1 protein-coding gene is annotated in these 24992 nt (G+C 36.4%); it reads right to left on the minus strand.

Annotated features, from left to right (window positions below; translation table 11 throughout):
• Nucleotides 1–80: 80 nt before the first annotated feature.
• Nucleotides 81–24749, minus strand: coding sequence for a DUF1542 domain-containing protein (locus tag OZX60_03910; GenBank protein ID WEV44593.1), 24669 nt, complete (start codon nucleotides 24747–24749; stop codon nucleotides 81–83).
• Between the last annotated feature and the right edge of the window lie 243 nt (nucleotides 24750–24992).

The raw sequence follows: 24992 nt of genomic DNA on the forward strand, positions 1-24992 counted from the left end.
GATAAAGAAAAGACCGATAAATCGGTCTTTTTTCATGTATATGTAAAAACCCTCCGAAAGGAGGGTTTTTAATTTAAAAATTATTGTTTACGACGTTTCTTACTAAATCCTAAAAATCCAAGTAATCCAAATATCAATCCAGTTAGTCCTGCTAAATAAACTTCTGTATCAAAGCCTTTTTGCATTTCTGTATCTGCAACATTAATAGCTGTTTGTATTTGTTCAGCATTAGTTGCATTTTGAATATTTTCTTTAACTGAATCAATCACTTTATCAACAATCTGCTGTTGTGCCACCTTTTCAGAATCAGATAAATCCGAATTCTGATTAATAGCAGCTTTTATTGTCTGAGTTATTTGATTAATAGTTGTAATAGCTGTAATTTTTTGACTATCTAGTGTCTTAATATTTGATAGATCCTGTGCTTTTACTAATTTTTTATTGAAATTAGATGCACTATTTATTACTGCATTAATATCGTCGGCATTTTTTGCATGCTTGATAGCATCATGAGCTGCATTTTTTGCATCATCAATTTCTTGATTACGCTTGTCTTTTTCTGCTTGACTCAAGCTGTCATTGCTATTAATAGCATTATGAGCTGTTTGAGCCGCTTGGATAATACTTGCATTAGCTACTGCTTTTTGATCATCAATCGATGGAACATTTGTTATATCTGTAGCCTTATTTAATGCATTGTTTGCGTTATTTATTACCACATCAATAACATCTGCACTTTTTGCATGCTTGATAGCATCAATTGCAGATTCTTTAGCCTTATCAATTGCTTGATTACGCTTGTCTTTTTCTGCTTGACTCAAGCTGTTATTGCTATTGATAGCATCGTGAGCTGCTTGAGCTGCTTGAGTGATATTTGAAGTAGCTGTTGTTTTTTGATCATCAACTGATGGTACATTATCAGTATTTGTTGCAGTAGCTAAGTCATTATTCACAGTAGATACAGCATTGTTAATAGAGTCAGCACTTGTAGCTGAATCAATTGATGTTTGGGCAACTTCTTTAGCCTTATCAATTGCTTGATTACGCTTGTCTTTTTCTGCTTGGCTCAAGCTGTTATTGCTATTGATAGCATCGTGAGCTGCTTGTGCTACTTGAGTGATATTTGAAGTAGCTGTTGTTTTTTGATCATCAACCGATGGTACATTATCAGTATTTGTTGCAGTAGCTAAGTCATTATTCGCAGTAGATACAGCGTTGTTAATAGAGTCAGCATTTGTTCCTTTATTGATAGCATCAATTGCAACTTCTTTAGCCTTATCAATTGCTTGATTACGCTTGTCTTTTTCTGCTTGACTCAGGCTGTTATTGCTATTAATAGCATCGTGAGCTGCTTGAGTTGCCTGATCAAGGTTAGATTTGGCTGTTTCTTTTTGTTTATCAACCGATGGTACATTCGTTGTATCTGTCGCAGAAGCTAAATCATTATTCGCAGTAGATACAGCGTTGTTAATAGAGTCAGCACTTGTAGCTGAATCAATTGATGTTTGAGCAACTTCTTTAGCCTTATCAATTGATTGATTACGCTTGTCTTTTTCTGCTTGGCTCAAGCTGTTATTGCTATTGATAGCATCGTGTGCTGCTTGGGCTGCTTGAGCAAGGTTAGATTTAGCTGTTTCTTTTTGATCATCAACCGATGGTACATTATCAGTATTTGTTGCAGTAGCTAAGTCATTATTCGCAGTAGATACAGCGTTGTTAATAACATCAGCATTTGTAGCTGAATCAATTGCTGTTTGGGCAACTTCTTTGGCCTTATCAATTGCTTGATTACGCTTGTCTTTTTCTGCTTGGCTCAAGCTGTTATTGCTATTGATAGCATCGTGTGCTGCTTGGGCTGCTTGAGCAAGGTTAGATTTAGCTGTTTCTTTTTGTTTATCAACCGATGGTACATTATCAGTATTTGTTGCAGTAGCTAAGTCATTATTCGCAGTAGATACAGCATTGTTAATAGAGTCAGCATTTGTAGCTGAATCAATTGCTGTTTGGGCAACTTCTTTAGCCTTATCAATTGCTTGATTACGCTTATCTTTTTCTGCTTGACTCAAGCTGTCATTGCTATTGATAGCATCGTGAGCTGCTTGAGCTGCTTGATCAAGGTTAGATTTAGCTGTTTCTTTTTGTTTATCAACCGATGGTACATCATCGGTATTTGTTGCAGCAGCTAAGTCATTATTCGCAGTAGATACAGCATTGTTAATAGAGTCAGCATTTGTAGCTGAATCAATTGCTGCTTGAGCAACTTCTTTGGCCTTATCAATTGCTTGATTACGCTTATCCTTTTCTGCTTGACTCAAGCTGTTATTGCTATTGATAGCGTTATGAGCTGCTTGGGCTGCCTGATCAAGGTTAGATTTAGCTGTTGTTTTTTGATCATCAACTGATGGTACATTCGTTGTATCTGTCGCAGCAGCTAAGTCATTATTCGCAGTAGATATAGCATCATTAATAGCGTCAGCATTTGTTCCTTTATTGATAGCATCAATTGCAGATTCTTTGGCCTTATCAATTGCTTGATTACGCTTGTCTTTTTCTGCTTGGCTCAAGCTGTCATTGCTATTGATAGCATCGTGAGCTGCTTGGGCTGCTTGAGTGATATTTGAAGTAGCTGTTGTTTTTTGATCATCAACTGATGGTACATTCGTTGTATCTGTTGCAGAAGCTAAGTCATTATTCGCAGTAGATACAGCATTGTTAATAGAGTCAGCACTTGTAGCTGAATCAATTGATGTTTGGGCAACTTCTTTAGCCTTATCAATTGCTTGATTACGCTTGTCTTTTTCTGCTTGGCTCAAGCTGTTATTGCTATTGATAGCATCGTGAGCTGCTTGGGTTGCCTGATCAAGGTTAGATTTAGCTGTTTCTTTTTGCCTATCAACTGAAGGCACATCATCGGTATTTGTTGCAGTAGCTAAGTCATTATTCGCAGTAGATACAGCATCATTAATAGAGTCAGCACTTGTAGCTGAATCAATTGATGTTTGAGCAACTTCTTTAGCCTTATCAATTGCTTGATTACGCTTATCTTTTTCTGCTTGACTCAAGCTGTTATTGCTATTGATAGCATCGTGAGCTGCTTGGGTTGCCTGAGCAAGGTTAGATTTAGCTGTTTCTTTTTGCCTATCAACTGAAGGCACATCATCGGTATTTGTTGCAGTAGCTAAGTCATTATTCGCAGTAGATATAGCATCATTAATAGAGTCAGCACTTGTTCCTTTATTGATAGCATCAATTGCAGATTCTTTAGCCTTATCAATTGCTTGATTACGCTTATCTTTTTCTGCTTGACTCAAGCTGTTATTGCTATTGATAGCATCGTGAGCTGCTTGTGCTGCTTGAGCAAGGTTAGATTTAGCTGTTTCTTTTTGTTTATCAACCGATGGTACATCATCGGTATTTGTTGCAGCAGCTAAGTCATTATTCGCAGTAGATACAGCATTGTTAATAGAGTCAGCATTTGTAGCTGAATCAATTGCTGCTTGAGCAACTTCTTTGGCCTTATCAATTGCTTGATTACGCTTATCCTTTTCTGCTTGACTCAAGCTGTTATTGCTATTGATAGCATCGTGAGCTGCTTGTGCTACTTGAGTGATATTTGAAGTAGCTGTTGTTTTTTGATCATCAACCGATGGTACATTATCAGTATTTGTTGCAGTAGCTAAGTCATTATTCGCAGTAGATACAGCGTCATTAATAGAGTCAGCACTTGTAGCTGAATCAATTGATGTTTGAGCAACTTCTTTAGCCTTATCAATTGCTTGATTACGCTTGTCTTTTTCTGCTTGGCTCAAGCTGTTATTGCTATTGATAGCATCGTGAGCTGCTTGAGCTGCTTGAGTGATATTTGAAGTAGCTGTTGTTTTTTGATCATCAACTGATGGTACATTATCAGTATTTGTTGCAGTAGCTAAGTCATTATTAGCAGTAGATATAGCATCATTAATAGAGTCAGCATTTGTTCCTTTATTGATAGCATCAATTGCAGATTCTTTGGCCTTATCAATTGCTTGATTACGCTTGTCTTTTTCTGCTTGACTCAAGCTGTTATTGCTATTGATAGCATCGTGAGCTGCTTGAGCTGCTTGATCAAGGTTAGATTTAGCTGTTTCTTTTTGTTTATCAACCGATGGTACATCATCGGTATTTGTTGCAGTAGCTAAGTCATTATTCGCAGTAGATATAGCATCATTAATAGAGTCAGCATTTGTTCCTTTATTGATAGCATCAATTGCAGATTCTTTGGCCTTATCAATTGCTTGATTACGCTTGTCTTTTTCTGCTTGGCTCAAGCTATTATTACTATTGATAGCATCGTGAGCTGCATGAGCTGCTTGATCAAGGTTAGATTTAGCTGTTTCTTTTTGTTTATCAACTGAAGGCACATCATCGGTATTTGTTGCAGTAGCTAAGTCATTATTCGCAGTAGATACAGCGTTGTTAATAGAGTCAGCATTTGTTCCTTTATTGATAGCATCAATTGCAGATTCTTTGGCCTTATCAATTGCTTGATTACGCTTGTCTTTTTCTGCTTGGCTCAAGCTGTTATTGCTATTGATAGCATCGTGAGCTGCTTGAGCTGCTTGAGTGATATTTGAAGTAGCTGTTGTTTTTTGATCATCAACTGATGGTACATTCGTTGTATCTGTTGCAGAAGCTAAGTCATTATTCGCAGTAGATACAGCATCATTAATAGAGTCAGCATTTGTTCCTTTATTGATAGCATCAATTGCAGATTCTTTGGCCTTATCAATTGCTTGATTACGCTTGTCTTTTTCTGCTTGACTCAAGCTGTTATTGCTATTGATAGCATCGTGAGCTGCTTGAGCTGCTTGAGTGATATTTGAAGTAGCTGTTGTTTTTTGATCATCAACTGATGGTACATTATCAGTATTTGTTGCAGTAGCTAAGTCATTATTAGCAGTAGATATAGCATCATTAATAGAGTCAGCACTTGTTGCTGAATCAATTGATGTTTGGGCAACTTCTTTAGCCTTATCAATTGCTTGATTACGCTTATCTTTTTCTGCTTGACTCAAGCTGTTATTGCTATTGATAGCATCGTGAGCTGCTTGAGCTGCTTGATCAAGGTTAGATTTAGCTGTTTCTTTTTGTTTATCAACTGAAGGCACATCATCGGTATTTGTTGCAGCAGCTAAGTCATTATTAGCAGTAGATACAGCATCATTAATAGAGTCAGCACTTGTTGCTGAATCAATACTGTCACTGGCTTTCTTAGAAGCCTCGTTAACTTTATTGATACGGTCTACCTTCTCTGAAGAACTTAAAGAATTATTACTATTGATTTCGTTAATTGCTTTTTGGGTTTGATCCGATAAAGCCTGATGGGCTTCTTTTTTAGCATCAACCAGTTCGCCTAATACTTTATTAATTGCATCATTTTTAGCAGATGTAATTTGATGCGCATTAGTTGAATTTTGAATATTTTCTTTTGCTTCATTAGCCACTTTATCAACAACTTGTTTTTGTGCTTCTTTTTCTGTATCTGATAAAGTTGAATCATTATCAATTTTATCCTTAGCGACAATTACGGTCTTATCAATATCTGATTTGGCTGTTTCTTTTTGTTTATCAACCGATGGTACATTCGTTGTATCTGTCGCAGAAGCTAAATCATTATTCGCAGTAGATACAGCGTTGTTAATAGAGTCAGCACTTGTTGCTGAATCAATTGATGTTTGGGCAACTTCTTTAGCCTTATCAATTGATTGATTACGCTTATCTTTTTCTGCTTGACTCAAGCTGTCATTGCTATTGATAGCATCGTGAGCTGCTTGAGCTGCTTGATCAAGGTTAGATTTAGCTGTTTCTTTTTGTTTATCAACCGATGGTACATCATCGGTATTTGTTGCAGCAGCTAAGTCATTATTCGCAGTAGATACAGCGTTATTAATAGAGTCAGCATTTGTAGCTGAATCAATTGATGTTTGAGCAACTTCTTTAGCCTTATCAATTGCTTGATTACGCTTATCTTTTTCTGCTTGACTCAAGCTATTATTGCTATTGATAGCGTTATGAGCTGTTTGTGCTGCTTGAGTGATATTTGAAGTAGCTGTTGTTTTTTGATCATCAACTGATGGTACATTATCAGTATTTGTTGCAGTAGCTAAGTCATTATTCGCAGTAGATACAGCATTGTTAATAGAGTCAGCACTTGTAGCTGAATCAATTGATGTTTGGGCAACTTCTTTAGCCTTATCAATTGCTTGATTACGCTTATCTTTTTCTGCTTGACTCAAGCTGTCATTGCTATTGATAGCATCGTGAGCTGCTTGAGCTGCTTGATCAAGGTTAGATTTAGCTGTTTCTTTTTGTTTATCAACCGATGGTACATCATCGGTATTTGTTGCAGTAGCTAAGTCATTATTCGCAGTAGATATAGCATTGTTAATAGAGTCAGCACTTGTAGCTGAATCAATTGATGTTTGGGCAACTTCTTTAGCCTTATCAATTGCTTGATTACGCTTGTCTTTTTCTGCTTGACTCAAGCTGTTATTGCTATTGATAGCATCGTGTGCTGCTTGGGCTGCTTGAGCAAGGTTAGATTTAGCTGTTTCTTTTTGATCATCAACCGATGGTACATTATCAGTATTTGTTGCAGTAGCTAAGTCATTATTCGCAGTAGATACAGCATTGTTAATAGAGTCAGCATTTGTAGCTGAATCAATTGCTGTTTGGGCAACTTCTTTAGCCTTATCAATTGCTTGATTACGCTTATCTTTTTCTGCTTGACTCAAGCTGTCATTGCTATTGATAGCATCGTGAGCTGCTTGGGCTGCTTGAGCAAGGTTAGATTTAGCTGTTTCTTTTTGTTTATCAACCGATGGTACATCATCGGTATTTGTTGCAGCAGCTAAGTCATTATTCGCAGTAGATACAGCATTGTTAATAGAGTCAGCATTTGTAGCTGAATCAATTGCTGTTTGGGCAACTTCTTTAGCCTTATCAATTGCTTGATTACGCTTATCTTTTTCTGCTTGACTCAAGCTGTTATTGCTATTGATAGCATCGTGAGCTGCTTGAGCTGCTTGAGTGATATTTGAAGTAGCTGTTGTTTTTTGATCATCAACTGATGGTACATTCGTTGTATCTATCGCAGCAGCTAAGTCATTATTCGCAGTAGATATAGCATCATTAATAGCGTCAGCATTTGTTCCTTTATTGATAGCATCAATTGCAGATTCTTTAGCCTTATCAATTGCTTGATTACGCTTATCTTTTTCTGCTTGACTCAAGCTGTTATTGCTATTGATAGCATCGTGAGCTGCTTGGGCTACTTGATTAATATTTGAAGTAGCTGTTGCTTTTTGATCATCAACCGATGGTACATTCGTTGTATCTGTCGCAGCAGCTAAGTCATTATTCGCAGTAGATACAGCATTGTTAATAGAGTCAGCATTTGTAGCTGAATCAATTGCTGCTTGAGCAACTTCTTTAGCCTTATCAATTGCTTGATTACGCTTGTCTTTTTCTGCTTGACTCAAGCTGTTATTGCTATTGATAGCGTTATGAGCTGCTTGGGCTGCTTGAGTAATATTTGAAGTAGCTGTTGTTTTTTGATCATCAACCGATGGTACATTCGTTGTATCTGTCGCAGCAGCTAAGTCATTATTCGCAGTAGATATCGCATCATTAATAGAGTCAGCACTTGTTCCTTTATTGATAGCATCAATTGCAGATTCTTTAGCCTTATCAATTGCTTGATTACGCTTATCTTTTTCTGCTTGACTCAAGCTGTTATTGCTATTGATAGCATCGTGAGCTGCTTGAGCTGCTTGAGTGATATTTGAAGTAGCTGTTGTTTTTTGATCATCAACCGATGGTACATTCGTTGTATCTGTCGCAGCAGCTAAGTCATTATTCGCAGTAGATATAGCATCATTAATAGAGTCAGCACTTGTTGCTGAATCAATTGATGTTTGGGCAACTTCTTTAGCCTTATCAATTGCTTGATTACGCTTATCTTTTTCTGCTTGACTCAAGCTGTCATTGCTATTGATAGCATCGTGAGCTGTTTGGGCTGCTTGATCAAGGTTAGATTTAGCTGTTTCTTTTTGTTTATCAACCGATGGTACATTATCAGTATTTGTTGCAGTAGCTAAGTCATTATTCGCAGTAGATACAGCGTCATTAATAGAGTCAGCACTTGTAGCTGAATCAATTGATGTTTGAGCAACTTCTTTAGCCTTATCAATTGCTTGATTACGCTTGTCTTTTTCTGCTTGGCTCAAGCTGTCATTGCTATTGATAGCATCGTGAGCTGTTTGGGCTGCTTGAGTGATATTTGAAGTAGCTGTTGTTTTTTGATCATCAACCGATGGTACATTATCAGTATTTGTTGCAGCAGCTAAGTCATTATTCGCAGTAGATATAGCATCATTAATAGAGTCAGCACTTGTAGCTGAATCAATTGATGTTTGAGCAACTTCTTTAGCCTTATCAATTGCTTGATTACGCTTATCTTTTTCTGCTTGACTCAAGCTGTTATTGCTATTGATAGCATCGTGAGCTGCTTGAGCTGCTTGAGTGATATTTGAAGTAGCTGTTGTTTTTTGATCATCAACCGATGGTACATTATCAGTATTTGTTGCAGTAGCTAAGTCATTATTCACAGTAGATACAGCATTGTTAATAGAGTCAGCACTTGTAGCTGAATCAATTGATGTTTGGGCAACTTCTTTAGCCTTATCAATTGCTTGATTACGCTTGTCTTTTTCTGCTTGGCTCAAGCTGTTATTGCTATTGATAGCATCGTGAGCTGCTTGTGCTACTTGAGTGATATTTGAAGTAGCTGTTGTTTTTTGATCATCAACCGATGGTACATTATCAGTATTTGTTGCAGTAGCTAAGTCATTATTCGCAGTAGATACAGCGTTGTTAATAGAGTCAGCATTTGTTCCTTTATTGATAGCATCAATTGCAGATTCTTTGGCCTTATCAATTGCTTGATTACGCTTGTCTTTTTCTGCTTGGATCAAGCTATTATTACTATTGATAGCATCGTGAGCTGCTTGGGCTGCTTGATTAATATTTGAAGTAGCTGTTGCTTTTTGATCATCAACCGATGGTACATTCGTTGTATCTGTCGCAGCAGCTAAGTCATTATTAGCAGTAGATACAGTATTGTTAATAGAGTCAGCACTTGTAGCTGAATCAATTGATGTTTGGGCAACTTCTTTAGCCTTATCAATTGCTTGATTACGCTTGTCTTTTTCTGCTTGACTCAAGCTGTCATTGCTATTGATAGCATCGTGAGCTGCTTGGGTTGCCTGATCAAGGTTAGATTTAGCTGTTTCTTTTTGTTTATCAACTGAAGGCACATCATCGGTATTTGTTGCAGCAGCTAAGTCATTATTAGCAGTAGATACAGCATCATTAATAGAGTCAGCACTCGTTCCTTTATTGATAGCATCAATTGCAGATTCTTTAGCCTTATCAATTGCTTGATTACGCTTGTCTTTTTCTGCTTGACTCAAGCTGTTATTGCTATTGATAGCATCGTGAGCTGCTTGAGCTGCTTGAGTGATATTTGAAGTAGCTGTTGTTTTTTGATCATCAACTGATGGTACATTATCAGTATTTGTTGCAGTAGCTAAGTCATTATTAGCAGTAGATATAGCATCATTAATAGAGTCAGCATTTGTTCCTTTATTGATAGCATCAATTGCAGATTCTTTGGCCTTATCAATTGCTTGATTACGCTTGTCTTTTTCTGCTTGACTCAAGCTGTCATTGCTATTGATAGCATCGTGAGCTGCTTGAGCTGCTTGATCAAGGTTAGATTTAGCTGTTGTTTTTTGATCATCAACTGAAGGCACATCATCGGTATTTGTTGCAGCAGCTAAGTCATTATTAGCAGTAGATACAGCATCATTAATAGAGTCAGCACTTGTTGCTGAATCAATACTGTCACTGGCTTTCTTAGAAGCCTCGTTAACTTTATTGATACGGTCTACCTTCTCTGAAGAACTTAAAGAATTATTACTATTGATTTCGTTAATTGCTTTTTGGGTTTGATCCGATAAAGCCTGATGGGCTTCTTTTTTAGCATCAACCAGTTCGCCTAATACTTTATTAATTGCATCATTTTTAGCAGATGTAATTTGATGCGCATTAGTTGAATTTTGAATATTTTCTTTTGCTTCATTAGCCACTTTATCAACAACTTGTTTTTGTGCTTCTTTTTCTGTATCTGATAAAGTTGAATCATTATCAATTTTATCCTTAGCGACAATTACGGTCTTATCAATATCTGATTTGGCTGTTTCTTTTTGTTTATCAACCGATGGTACATTCGTTGTATCTGTCGCAGAAGCTAAATCATTATTCGCAGTAGATACAGCGTTGTTAATAGAGTCAGCACTTGTAGCTGAATCAATTGATGTTTGAGCAACTTCTTTAGCCTTATCAATTGATTGATTACGCTTATCTTTTTCTGCTTGACTCAAGCTGTCATTGCTATTGATAGCATCGTGAGCTGCTTGAGCTGCTTCATCAAGGTTAGATTTAGCTGTTTCTTTTTGTTTATCAACCGATGGTACATTATCAGTATTTGTTGCAGTAGCTAAGTCATTATTCGCAGTAGATACAGCGTCATTAATAGAGTCAACACTTGTAGCTGAATCAATTGATGTTTGAGCAACTTCTTTAGCCTTATCAATTGCTTGATTACGCTTGTCTTTTTCTGCTTGGCTCAAGCTATTATTGCTATTGATAGCGTTATGAGCTGTTTGTGCTGCTTGAGTGATATTTGAAGTAGCTGTTGTTTTTTGATCATCAACTGATGGTACATTATCAGTATTTGTTGCAGTAGCTAAGTCATTATTCGCAGTAGATATAGCATCATTAATAGAGTCAGCACTTGTTGCTGAATCAATTGATGTTTGAGCAACTTCTTTAGCCTTATCAATTGCTTGATTACGCTTGTCTTTTTCTGCTTGGCTCAAGCTGTTATTGCTATTGATAGCATCGTGAGCTGTTTGGGCTGCTTGATCAAGGTTAGATTTAGCTGTTTCTTTTTGTTTATCAACCGATGGTACATTATCAGTATTTGTTGCAGTAGCTAAGTCATTATTCGCAGTAGATACAGCATTGTTAATAGAGTCAGCACTTGTTGCTGAATCAATTGATGTTTGGGCAACTTCTTTAGCCTTATCAATTGCTTGATTACGCTTGTCTTTTTCTGCTTGACTCAAGCTGTTATTGCTATTGATAGCATCGTGAGCTGCTTGTGCTACTTGAGTGATATTTGAAGTAGCTGTTGTTTTTTGATCATCAACTGATGGTACATTCGTTGTATCTGTCGCAGCAGCCAAATCATTATTCGCAGTAGATACAGCATTGTTAATAGAGTCAGCACTTGTTGCTGAATCAATTGATGTTTGGGCAACTTCTTTAGCCTTATCAATTGCTTGATTACGCTTATCTTTTTCTGCTTGACTCAAGCTGTTATTGCTATTGATAGCATCGTGAGCTGCTTGAGCTGCTTGAGTGATATTTGAAGTAGCTGTTGTTTTTTGATCATCAACCGATGGTACATTCGTTGTATCTGTCGCAGCAGCTAAGTCATTATTCGCAGTAGATATAGCATCATTAATAGAGTCAGCACTTGTTGCTGAATCAATTGATGTTTGGGCAACTTCTTTGGCCTTATCAATTGCTTGATTACGCTTATCTTTTTCTGCTTGACTCAAGCTGTTATTGCTATTGATAGCATCGTGAGCTGCTTGAGCTGCTTGAGTGATATTTGAAGTAGCTGTTGTTTTTTGATCATCAACTGATGGTACATTCGTTGTATCTGTCGCAGCAGCTAAGTCATTATTCGCAGTAGATATAGCATCATTAATAGCGTCAGCATTTGTTCCTTTATTGATAGCATCAATTGCAGATTCTTTAGCCTTATCAATTGCTTGATTACGCTTATCTTTTTCTGCTTGACTCAAGCTGTTATTGCTATTGATAGCATCGTGAGCTGCTTGGGCTACTTGATTAATATTTGAAGTAGCTGTTGCTTTTTGATCATCAACCGATGGTACATTCGTTGTATCTGTCGCAGCAGCTAAGTCATTATTCGCAGTAGATACAGCATTGTTAATAGAGTCAGCATTTGTAGCTGAATCAATTGCTGCTTGAGCAACTTCTTTAGCCTTATCAATTGATTGATTACGCTTATCTTTTTCTGCTTGACTCAAGCTGTCATTGCTATTAATAGCATCGTGAGCTGCTTGGGTTGCCTGATCAAGGTTAGATTTGGCTGTTTCTTTTTGCCTATCAACTGATGGTACATTCGTTGTATCTGTCGCAGTAGCTAAGTCATTATTCGCAGTAGATACAGCATCATTAATAGAGTCAGCACTCGTTCCTTTATTGATAGCATCAATTGCAGATTCTTTAGCCTTATCAATTGCTTGATTACGCTTGTCTTTTTCTGCTTGACTCAAGCTGTTATTGCTATTGATAGCGTTATGAGCTGCTTGGGCTGCTTGAGTAATATTTGAAGTAGCTGTTGTTTTTTGATCATCAACCGATGGTACATTCGTTGTATCTGTCGCAGCAGCTAAGTCATTATTCGCAGTAGATATCGCATCATTAATAGAGTCAGCACTTGTTCCTTTATTGATAGCATCAATTGCAGATTCTTTAGCCTTATCAATTGCTTGATTACGCTTATCTTTTTCTGCTTGACTCAAGCTGTTATTGCTATTGATAGCATCGTGAGCTGCTTGAGCTGCTTGAGTGATATTTGAAGTAGCTGTTGTTTTTTGATCATCAACCGATGGTACATTCGTTGTATCTGTCGCAGCAGCTAAGTCATTATTCGCAGTAGATATAGCATCATTAATAGAGTCAGCACTTGTTGCTGAATCAATTGATGTTTGGGCAACTTCTTTAGCCTTATCAATTGCTTGATTACGCTTATCTTTTTCTGCTTGACTCAAGCTGTCATTGCTATTGATAGCATCGTGAGCTGCTTGAGCTGCTTGATCAAGGTTAGATTTAGCTGTTTCTTTTTGTTTATCAACCGATGGTACATTATCAGTATTTGTTGCAGTAGCTAAGTCATTATTCGCAGTAGATACAGCGTCATTAATAGAGTCAACACTTGTAGCTGAATCAATTGATGTTTGAGCAACTTCTTTAGCCTTATCAATTGCTTGATTACGCTTGTCTTTTTCTGCTTGGCTCAAGCTATTATTGCTATTGATAGCGTTATGAGCTGTTTGTGCTGCTTGAGTGATATTTGAAGTAGCTGTTGTTTTTTGATCATCAACTGATGGTACATTATCAGTATTTGTTGCAGTAGCTAAGTCATTATTCGCAGTAGATATCGCATCATTAATAGAGTCAGCACTTGTAGCTGAATCAATTGATGTTTGAGCAACTTCTTTAGCCTTATCAATTGCTTGATTACGCTTGTCTTTTTCTGCTTGGCTCAAGCTGTTATTGCTATTGATAGCATCGTGAGCTGTTTGGGCTGCTTGATCAAGGTTAGATTTAGCTGTTTCTTTTTGTTTATCAACCGATGGTACATTATCAGTATTTGTTGCAGCAGCTAAGTCATTATTCGCAGTAGATACAGCATTGTTAATAGAGTCAGCACTTGTTGCTGAATCAATTGATGTTTGGGCAACTTCTTTAGCCTTATCAATTGCTTGATTACGCTTGTCTTTTTCTGCTTGGCTCAAGCTGTTATTGCTATTGATAGCATCGTGAGCTGCTTGTGCTACTTGAGTGATATTTGAAGTAGCTGTTGTTTTTTGATCATCAACTGATGGTACATTCGTTGTATCTGTCGCAGCAGCCAAATCATTATTCGCAGTAGATACAGCATTGTTAATAGAGTCAGCACTTGTAGCTGAATCAATTGATGTTTGGGCAACTTCTTTAGCCTTATCAATTGCTTGATTACGCTTATCTTTTTCTGCTTGACTCAAGCTGTTATTGCTATTAATAGCATCGTGAGCTGTTTGGGCTGCTTGAGTGATATTTGAAGTAGCTGTTGTTTTTTGATCATCAACCGATGGTACATTATCAGTATTTGTTGCAGTAGCTAAGTCATTATTCGCAGTAGATACAGCATCATTAATAGAGTCAGCACTCGTTCCTTTATTGATAGCATCAATTGCAGATTCTTTAGCCTTATCAATTGCTTGATTACGCTTGTCTTTTTCTGCTTGGCTCAAGCTGTTATTGCTATTGATAGCATCGTGAGCTGCTTGAGCTGCTTGAGTGATATTTGAAGTAGCTGTTGTTTTTTGATCATCAACTGATGGTACATTATCAGTATTTGTTGCAGTAGCTAAGTCATTATTCGCAGTAGATATAGCATCATTAATAGAGTCAGCACTTGTTGCTGAATCAATTGATGTTTGGGCAACTTCTTTAGCCTTATCAATTGCTTGATTACGCTTGTCTTTTTCTGCTTGGCTCAAGCTGTTATTGCTATTGATAGCATCGTGAGCTGCTTGGGCTGCTTGATTAATATTTGAAGTAGCTGTTGCTTTTTGATCATCAACCGATGGTACATTATCAGTATTTGTCGCAGCAGCTAAGTCATTATTCGCAGTAGATACAGTATTGTTAATAGAGTCAGCACTTGTAGCTGAATCAATTGATGCTTGAGCAACTTCTTTGGCCTTATCAATTGCTTGATTACGCTTGTCTTTTTCTGCTTGACTCAAGCTGTCATTGCTATTGATAGCATCGTGAGCTGCTTGGGTTGCCTGATCAAGGTTAGATTTAGCTGTTTCTTTTTGTTTATCAACTGAAGGCACATCATCGGTATTTGTTGCAGCAGCTAAGTCATTATTAGCAGTAGATACAGCATCATTAATAGAGTCAGCACTCGTTCCTTTATTGATAGCATCAATTGCAGATTCTTTAGCCTTATCAATTGCTTGATTACGCTTGTCTTTTTCTGCTTGACTCAAGCTGTTATTGCTATTGATAGCATCGTGAGCTGCTTGAGCTGCTTGAGTGATATTTGAAGTAGCTGTTGTTTTTTGATCATCAACTGATGGTACATTATCAGTATTTGTTGCAGTAGCTAAGTCATTATTAGCAGTAGATATAGCATCATTAATAGAGTCAGCATTTGTTCCTTTATTGATAGCATCAATTGCAGATTCTTTGGCCTTATCAATTGCTTGATTACGCTTGTCTTTTTCTGCTTGACTCAAGCTGTCATTGCTATTGATAGCATCGTGAGCTGCTTGAGCTGCTTGATCAAGGTTAGATTTAGCTGTTTCTTTTTGTTTATCAACTGAAGGCACATCATCGGTATTTGTTGCAGCAGCTAAGTCATTATTAGCAGTAGATACAGCATCATTAATAGAGTCAGCACTTGTTGCTGAATCAATACTGTCACTGGCTTTCTTAGAAGCCTCGTTAACTTTATTGATACGGTCTACCTTCTCTGAAGAACTTAAAGAATTATTACTATTGATTTCGTTAATTGCTTTTTGGGTTTGATCCGATAAAGCCTGATGGGCTTCTTTTTTAGCATCAACCAGTTCGCCTAATACTTTATTAATTGCATCATTTTTAGCAGATGTAATTTGATCTGCATTAGTTGAATTTTGAATATTTTCTTTTGCTTCATTAGCCACTTTATCAACAACTTGTTTTTGTGCTTCTTTTTCTGTATCTGATAAAGTTGAATCATTATCAATTTTATCCTTAGCGACAATTACGGTCTTATCAATATCTGATTTGGCTGTTTCTTTTTGTTTATCAACCGATGGTACATTCGTTGTATCTGTCGCAGAAGCTAAATCATTATTCGCAGTAGATACAGCGTTGTTAATAGAGTCAGCACTTGTAGCTGAATCAATTGATGTTTGAGCAACTTCTTTAGCCTTATCAATTGATTGATTACGCTTATCTTTTTCTGCTTGACTCAAGCTGTCATTGCTATTGATAGCATCGTGAGCTGCTTGAGCTGCTTCATCAAGGTTAGATTTAGCTGTTTCTTTTTGTTTATCAACCGATGGTACATCATCGGTATTTGTTGCAGCAGCTAAGTCATTATTCGCAGTAGATACAGCGTTATTAATAGAGTCAGCATTTGTAGCTGAATCAATTGATGTTTGAGCAACTTCTTTAGCCTTATCAATTGCTTGATTACGCTTATCTTTTTCTGCTTGGCTCAAGCTGTTATTGCTATTAATAGCGTTATGAGCTGCTTGGGCTGCTTGAGTGATATTTGAAGTAGCTGTTGTTTTTTGATCACCAACTGATGGTACATTCGTTGTATCTATCGCAGCAGCTAAATCATTATTCGCAGTAGATATAGCATCATTAATAGAGTCAGCATTTGTTCCTTTATTGATAGCATCAATTGCAGATTCTTTGGCCTTATCAATTGCTTGATTACGCTTGTCTTTTTCTGCTTGGCTCAAGCTGTCATTGCTATTGATAGCATCGTGAGCTGCTTGTGCTGCTTGAGTGATATTTGAAGTAGCTGTTGTTTTTTGATCATCAACCGATGGTACATTATCAGTATTTGTTGCAGCAGCTAAGTCATTATTAGCAGTAGATACAGCATTGTTAATAGAGTCAGCACTTGTAGCTGAATCAATTGATGTTTGGGCAACTTCTTTAGCCTTATCAATTGCTTGATTACGCTTGTCTTTTTCTGCTTGACTCAAGCTGTCATTGCTATTGATAGCATCGTGAGCTGCTTGAGCTGCTTGATCAAGGTTAGATTTAGCTGTTTCTTTTTGTTTATCAACCGATGGTACATCATCGGTATTTGTTGCAGTAGCTAAGTCATTATTCGCAGTAGATATAGCATCATTAATAGAGTCAGCATTTGTTCCTTTATTGATAGCATCAATTGCAGATTCTTTGGCCTTATCAATTGCTTGATTACGCTTGTCTTTTTCTGCTTGGCTCAAGCTGTCATTGCTATTGATAGCATCGTGAGCTGCTTGAGCTGCTTGATCAAGGTTAGATTTAGCTGTTTCTTTTTGTTTATCAACCGATGGTACATCATCGGTATTTGTTGCAGTAGCTAAGTCATTATTCGCAGTAGATATAGCATCATTAATAGAGTCAGCATTTGTTCCTTTATTGATAGCATCAATTGCAGATTCTTTAGCCTTATCAATTGCTTGATTACGCTTATCTTTTTCTGCTTGACTCAAGCTGTTATTGCTATTGATAGCATCGTGAGCTGTTTGGGCTGCTTGAGTGATATTTGAAGTAGCTGTTGTTTTTTGATCATCAACCGATGGTACATTATCAGTATTTGTTGTAGTAGCTAAGTCATTATTCGCAGTAGATATAGCATCATTAATAGAGTCAGCATTTGTTCCTTTATTGATAGCATCAATTGCAGATTCTTTGGCCTTATCAATTGCTTGATTACGCTTATCTTTTTCTGCTTGGCTCAAGCTGTCATTGCTATTGATAGCATCGTGAGCTGCTTGAGCTGCTTGAGTGATATTTGAAGTAGCTGTTGTTTTTTGATCATCAACTGATGGTACATTCGTTGTATCTGTCGCAGCAGCCAAATCATTATTCGCAGTAGATACAGCGTTGTTAATAGAGTCAGCATTTGTTCCTTTATTGATAGCATCAATTGCAGATTCTTTGGCCTTATCAATTGCTTGATTACGCTTATCTTTTTCTGCTTGACTCAAGCTGTCATTGCTATTGATAGCATCGTGAGCTGCATGAGCTGCTTGATCAAGGTTAGATTTAGCTGTTTCTTTTTGTTTATCAACTGAAGGCACATCATCGGTATTTGTTGCAGTAGCTAAGTCATTATTCGCAGTAGATATAGCATCATTAATAGAGTCAGCATTTGTTCCTGTATTGATAGCATCAATTGCAGATTCTTTGGCCTTATCAATTGCTTGATTACGCTTATCTTTTTCTGCTTGACTCAAGCTGTTATTGCTATTGATAGCATCGTGAGCTGCTTGGGCTGCTTGAGTGATATTTGAAGTAGCTGTTGTTTTCAACTCATCAACTGATGGTACATTCGTTGTATCTGTCGCAGCAGCTAAATCATTATTCGCAGTAGATACAGCATTGTTAATAGAGTCAGCATTTGTTCCTTTATTGATAGCATCAATTGCAGATTCTTTGGCCTTATCAATTGCTTGATTACGCTTGTCTTTTTCTGCTTGACTCAAGCTGTCATTGCTATTGATAGCATCGTGAGCTGCTTGAGCTGCTTGAGTGATATTTGAAGTAGCTGTTGTTTTTTGATCATCAACCGATGGTACATTCGTTGTATCTATCGCAGCAGCTAAATCATTATTCGCAGTAGATATAGCATCATTAATAGAGTCAGCACTTGTTCCTTTATTGATAGCATCAATTGCAGATTCTTTAGCCTTATCAATTGCTTGATTACGCTTATCTTTTTCTGCTTGACTCAAGCTGTCATTGCTATTGATAGCATCGTGAGCTACTTGAGCTGCTTGAGTGATATTTGAAGTAGCTGTTGTTTTTTGATCATCAACCGATGGTACATTCGTTGTATCTGTCGCAGCAGCTAAATCATTATTCGCAGTAGATATAGCATCATTAATAGAGTCAGCACTTGTTGCTGAATCAATACTGTCACTGGCTTTCTTAGAAGCCTCGTTAACTTTATTGATACGGTCTACCTTCTCTGAAGAACTTAAAGAATTATTACTATTGATTTCGTTAATTGCTACGCTAACTTTATCTGATAAAGCCTTACGAGCCTTTTGTTTCTCATCAACTAATTTATTTAATAAATCACTCGTAGTATCTTCAATAGATGCGACTAAATCCGCATTAGCTGCATTTTCAATGCTTTCTTTAGCTTCACTAGCTACCTTATCAATAGCTTGCTTTTGTACTGCTTTTTCAGAATCTGATAATGTTGAATCACTATCAATTTTAAGTTTAGCGGCAATTACATTGGTATCAATTTTTGATTTAGCTTCATCTTTTTGCTCAGAAAGTGCTTTCCCAGGAACATAAAGACCTTCAATGTCTTTACTTGCCTCTGCCACAGTATCTTCTACTTGCTGGGCTGTCCCACTATTAATAGCCTCTTTTGCTTGTTCTACAGCCGCATCAATATTTTTCTTCTGTACTGCCTTTTCAGTCTCCCTTAAAGTTAGATCACTATCAATTTTAGCTTTAGCTGTTGCTGCTATTTGATCAATCTCTTTATTCGCATCTATTTTACGTTGACTAAGTGGTTTAGCACTTGCTTGATGAGCATTATCAATTTGATTGATAATATCAGCATTATTAATGATATTTTGAATATCATCAGCTGTTTTCGCACCTTTTAATTGATTTTCTAATGCCATTATAGCATCATCAATCTTTTGCTTTTGAGCTGTTTTTTCAGCTGTTGTTAACTCTGAATCGTTATCAATAGCTTTCTTCTTGGCATCAATTTGATGATTTTCTTTAAAAGATGACAGAGCATTTGTTTTTTGATCAGCAATTGACGGATTTGAATTAGTATACTCTAAACCTGAGTTAAATTTCTTCGTATCATCACTACTTGGTGTACCTGTATCCGTATCTTTATCAATAGCTTGAATATAGTCATTATAAGCTTGTTTAAATCTATCAATAACCGATACTTTCTCGCTGCTAGTCATCGTTGGATCTTGAGTAATCTTATCGATAGCTGCTTGAGTTTTCTTTGCTGCTGCTGCACGATTTTCTTGCTTTGTTTTTGTTAGGCTTTGGATTTTATTAATGGCTTCTTCTCTAAAGTCATTAACATCATCCGGGTCAGTAGCATCGGTAATTTTTTCCTGATAATCTTGAATAATCTTATCGATAGCTGCCTCTTGAAGTGTTTTACTAGAAGCAGTTGGTTGACCATCTTGATCAATAGTACCATCAGCTACAGTTGCACTGCTCTCAATAGTATCTTTCTCACTTGCCGCTGCAGCATTAATGGCTTCCATAGCATGCTTTTTACGATCAGAAAGTGGTTCCCCAGGAATATAGATATTTGTAATCTTTTTAATTGTATTTGAAACAGTATCTTCAATTTGCTGGGCTGTTCCATTATCGATAACTTCTTTTGCTTGTTTTACAGCTGCGTCAATCTTTTTATTTTGTTTACCCTGTTCAGCATCTGTCAAGGAGTCATCATTTTTAATTTTTTCTTTAAGTGCTGCTACTGCCTGATCTATCTTTTCCTTTGCCTCTGTCCGGCGTTCTTCAATTGTTTTCGCACCTTTTTGGTGAGCATTATTAATTTGATTAATTATATCATCATTTTTAACGATACTTTCAATATCTTCTGCTGTTTCAGAATTCTTTAATTGATTTTCTATTGTCGCTACAGCATCAACGATCTTTTTCTTTTGAGCTGTTTTCTCAGCTGTTGTTAAAGCTGGATCGTTATCAATAGCATTCTTCTTGGCATCAATTTCATATTTTTCTTTAAAAGCTGATAAGGCATTTGTTTTTTGATCGTCTAATGAGACATTAGAAGGAACATATGTATTTTTAATGGTTGTTAGTGCATTTGTAGTATCATTTTGAATATCGTCTGCATTGTCATCATTTGTGATTTTATCAATAGCTTGACTTGCAGCACTATCAGCAGCTTGCTTTTGAGCTGTCTTTTCAGCTGTTGTTAATGTTTTGTCTGCATCAATTTTAGATTTGATATCTGCTACAACTTGATTAATGGCTAATTTAGCATCAGATTTTTGCTTATCAATTGACGGTACATCATCAGTATTTGTTGCTGCAGTTAAATCTTTATTAAAGTCAGATTCCTTACTTGTTACTCCATTAATATCATCCGCATTTGTTGCTGAATCAATACTGTCACTTGCTTTCTTAGATGCTTCCTTAACCTTATTGATACGGTCGGTCTTCTCTTTAGAACTTAAAGCATTGTTATTATTAATATTATCAATTGCTTTTTGAACTTGATCTTCCACACTTAACTTAGCTTCTTTCTTACGATCAGCTAATGACTTAATAGGAGCATCTACAATCTTATTTAATGAATTATCGGCATTATCTATTACTACATTAATAACATCAGCACTGGTTGCCTGGTTTATTGCATCCTGTACCGTTTTTCTTACGTTATCAATTGCTTGATTACGCTCATTTTTTTCGTCCTGACTTAGGTTACTATTATTATTTATTGCAGTATGAGCCGCTTGAACCTTATCTGCTAAATCTTTATCAGCCGAAGTTTTGTCTAAACCATCAATTACCTTAACTCCATTATCTACAGCTGTTTGAATATCATCTGCTGTTGGAGAACCATTAATGGTATCTAAAATATTCTTAGCTTGAGTATCAAGAACTTGCTTTTGAGCCTGTTTATCACTGTCTGATAAGGTTGAATCATTATCGATTTTAGCTGCAGTATCAGCAACAGCTTTATTGATACTTGCAGTAGCTGTTGTTTTCAACTCATCAACTGATGGCATACCATCAGTATTTTTAGCTACAGTTAATGCATTAGTAAAATCAGATCCATTACTTGTTACTGCATTAATAGCATCTACACTTGTTGCTGAATCAATACTGTCACTTGCTTTTTTAGAAGCTTCTTTGACTTGATTGATACGGTCTGCCTTCTGTGAAGAAGTCAAGTTATCCTTACCATTAATTGTATTAATAGCTTCTTGTGTTTGACCTGATAAGTATTTGCGAGCCTTTTGTTTCTCATCAACTAATTTATTTAATAAATCACTCGTAGTATCTTCAATAGATGCGACTAAATCCGCATTAGCTGCATTTTCAATGCTTTCTTTAGCTTCACTAGCTACCTTATCAATAGCTTGCTTTTGTACTGCTTTTTCAGAATCTGATAATGTTGAATCACTATCAATTTTAAGTTTAGCGGCAATTACATTGGTATCAATTTTTGATTTAGCTTCATCTTTTTGCTCAGAAAGTGCTTTCCCAGGAACATAAAGACCTTCAATGTCTTTACTTGCCTCTGCCACAGTATCTTCTACTTGCTGGGCTGTCCCACTATTAATAGCCTCTTTTGCTTGTTCTACAGCCGCATCAATATTTTTCTTCTGTACTGCCTTTTCAGTCTCCCTTAAAGTTAGATCACTATCAATTTTAGCTTTAGCTGTTGCTGCTATTTGATCAATCTCTTTATTCGCATCTATTTTACGTTGACTAAGTGGTTTAGCACTTGCTTGATGAGCATTATCAATTTGATTGATGATATCAGCATTATTAATGATATTTTGAATATCATCAGCTGTTTTCGCACCTTTTAATTGATTTTCTAATGCCATTATAGCATCATCAATCTTTTGCTTTTGATCTGTTTTTTCAGCTGTTGTTAACTCTGAATCGTTATCAATAGCTTTCTTCTTGGCATCAATTTGATGATTTTCTTTAAAAGATGACAGAGCATTTGTTTTTTGATCAGCAATTGACGGATTTGAATTAGTATACTCTAAACCTGAGTTAAATTTCTTCGTATCATCACTACTTGGTGTACCTGTATCCGTATCTTTATCAATAGCTTGAATATAGTCATTATAAGCTTGTTTAAATCTATCAATAACCGATACTTTCTCGCTGCTAGTCATCGTTGGATCTTGAGTAATCTTATCGATAGCTGCTTGAGTTTTCTTTGCTGCTGCTGCACGATTTTCTTGCTTTGTTTTTGTTAGGCTTTGGATTTTATTAATGGCTTCTTCTCTAAAGTCATTAACATCATCCGGGTCAGTAGCATCGGTAATTTTTTCCTGATAATCTTGGATAATCTTATCGATAGCTGCCTCTTGAAGTGTTTTACTAGAAGCAGTTGGTTGACCATCTTGATCAATAGTACCATCAGCCACAGTTGTACTGCTCTCAATAGTATCTTTCTCACTTGCCGCTGCAGCATTAATGGCTTCTATAGCATGCTTTTTACGATCAGAAAGTGGTTCCCCAGGAATATATAGACCTTCAATTTCTTTATTTACCTCTGTTACCGTGTCTTCAATTTGCTGGGCTGTTCCATTATCGATAGCTTCTTTTGCTTGTTTTACAGCTGCATCAATCTTTTTATTTTGTTCGTTCTGCTCAGCATTTGTCAAGGAATCATCATTTTTAATTTTTTCTTTAAGTGCTGCTACTGCCTGATCTATCTTTTCCTTCGCCTCTGTCCGGCGTTCTTCAAGTGTTTTCGCACCTTTTTGGTGAGCACTATTAATTTGATTAATTATATCGTCATTGTTAACGATACTTTCAATATCATCAGCTGTCTCAGCATTTTGTAATTGATTTTCTATTGTCGCTACAGCATCAGTGATCTTTTGCTTTTGAGCTGTTTTCTCAGCTGTTGTTAGAGATGCATCATTATCAATAGCATTCTTCTTGGCATCAATTTCATATTTTTCTTTAAAAGCTGATAAGGCATTTGTTTTTTGATCGTCTAATGAAACATTAGAAGGAACATATGTATTTTTAATGCTTGATAAGGCATTTGTAGTATCATTTTGAATATCGTCTGCATTGTCATCATTTATGATTTTATCAATAGCTTGACTTGCAGCACTATCAGCAGCTTGCTTTTGAGCTGTCTTTTCAGCTGTTGTTAATGTTGGTTCAGCATCAATTTGAGCTTTAGTATTATTTAACATATCTATTAAAGCCTGCTTAGCTTCGCTTTGTTGTTCAGCAATTGTTTTAGCTGGCGTAGCTGCCGCTTGAATAGCTTGAATAGCATTAGCTCCAGCATTATTAACATCTGTTGCACGATAGTGTTTATCTATCGTATTTAATGTATCTTTAACAATATTATCAATAGCTTCCTTTGCTGCTTTTTTTTGGTCACTAGTAAAAGCCTTATTACTATCGATTGATGCTGCAGCACTCTGAGATGCATCAGCAATAGCTTTCTTTTGAGTTTCCTTTGCTGCTTTTGACTCCTTAGCTTGTTGAATCGCAGCGTTAACCTCGCTGGTAATCTGGTCACTTGAACGAATCTGAATCGGTGGGGTAACGTAAAATTGGTCAATTCCCGTACCAAAGTTAGGTTTAGAACTATCTGATATATAAGAAACTAAAATCGTATCAGCACCTTCCGGTGCATTTTCTAACATAGCATCAGTCAAAAGAAAAGAGTTATCTCTATCTAATGTTCTACTCTTTTTTTCAATTACGGCTTTAATATCAGCCACTGTCGTACCCCAAGGTACTTCTTTACCCTCACCTGTCCATGCAGCGATATCTGTAAGACTTGTAGAACCAACATAGAATTCGTGAATCCGGCGGTAAGGACTAGTTGCTTTAGTGAATTCATAATTTGTTCCTGAACCCATAAAAAGTGAAACTGAATTATTTACACCTCGTGCATAAATATGGACTTTAGTTTGACCAGCGACATAAGCGTGAACCAAATGACCTGTCACTTGGTCAATACGAACATAAACGTTATCAACGGAGTAATCAATTCTTTGCTTTGTATCCTTTGGATCTATGGCAACATCTTTAACCATAGCCAAATCCACATATTTACCGACTAGGGCCTCCTCTTGGTCTGCAAAGGTTACACCCGTAATGGTTCCATCTTTTGAAATAGTTACTACTTCTTTGGAGGTAGTAGCAGCACTTGCTTTAATACTTTGTCCTAAAAATAAAGGTGTCTCACCATTAGCTTCCTGGACAGCATCCATTAGTGCGAGTGATGCGAGTCCAATAAAAACCCACTTCTTCCCATCTTTGTACACTTTATATCGTTCTTTTCTTGCGATTTTATTTATTTTCATTGATTTATTTATTTCCTTTCGTTTAATATACCAATCAATAAATGATTAATTAATTTCTCCATTGTATCACAAAAAGCACTAATTTTTAAAGGTATTTTTTCTAATTTTTATTACCCTATTTGGTTATACATAAAGAATGTATAACTAAAATATTATAATTTATTTTTTATAATATATAATTTTTGTGATTTAATTATATCTACATAATTGGTATACCAATTAATAAATTATTGATTAATTTTT

The organism is Streptococcaceae bacterium ESL0687 (assembly GCA_029392475.1).
Classification (GTDB): Bacteria; Bacillota; Bacilli; order Lactobacillales; family Streptococcaceae; genus Floricoccus.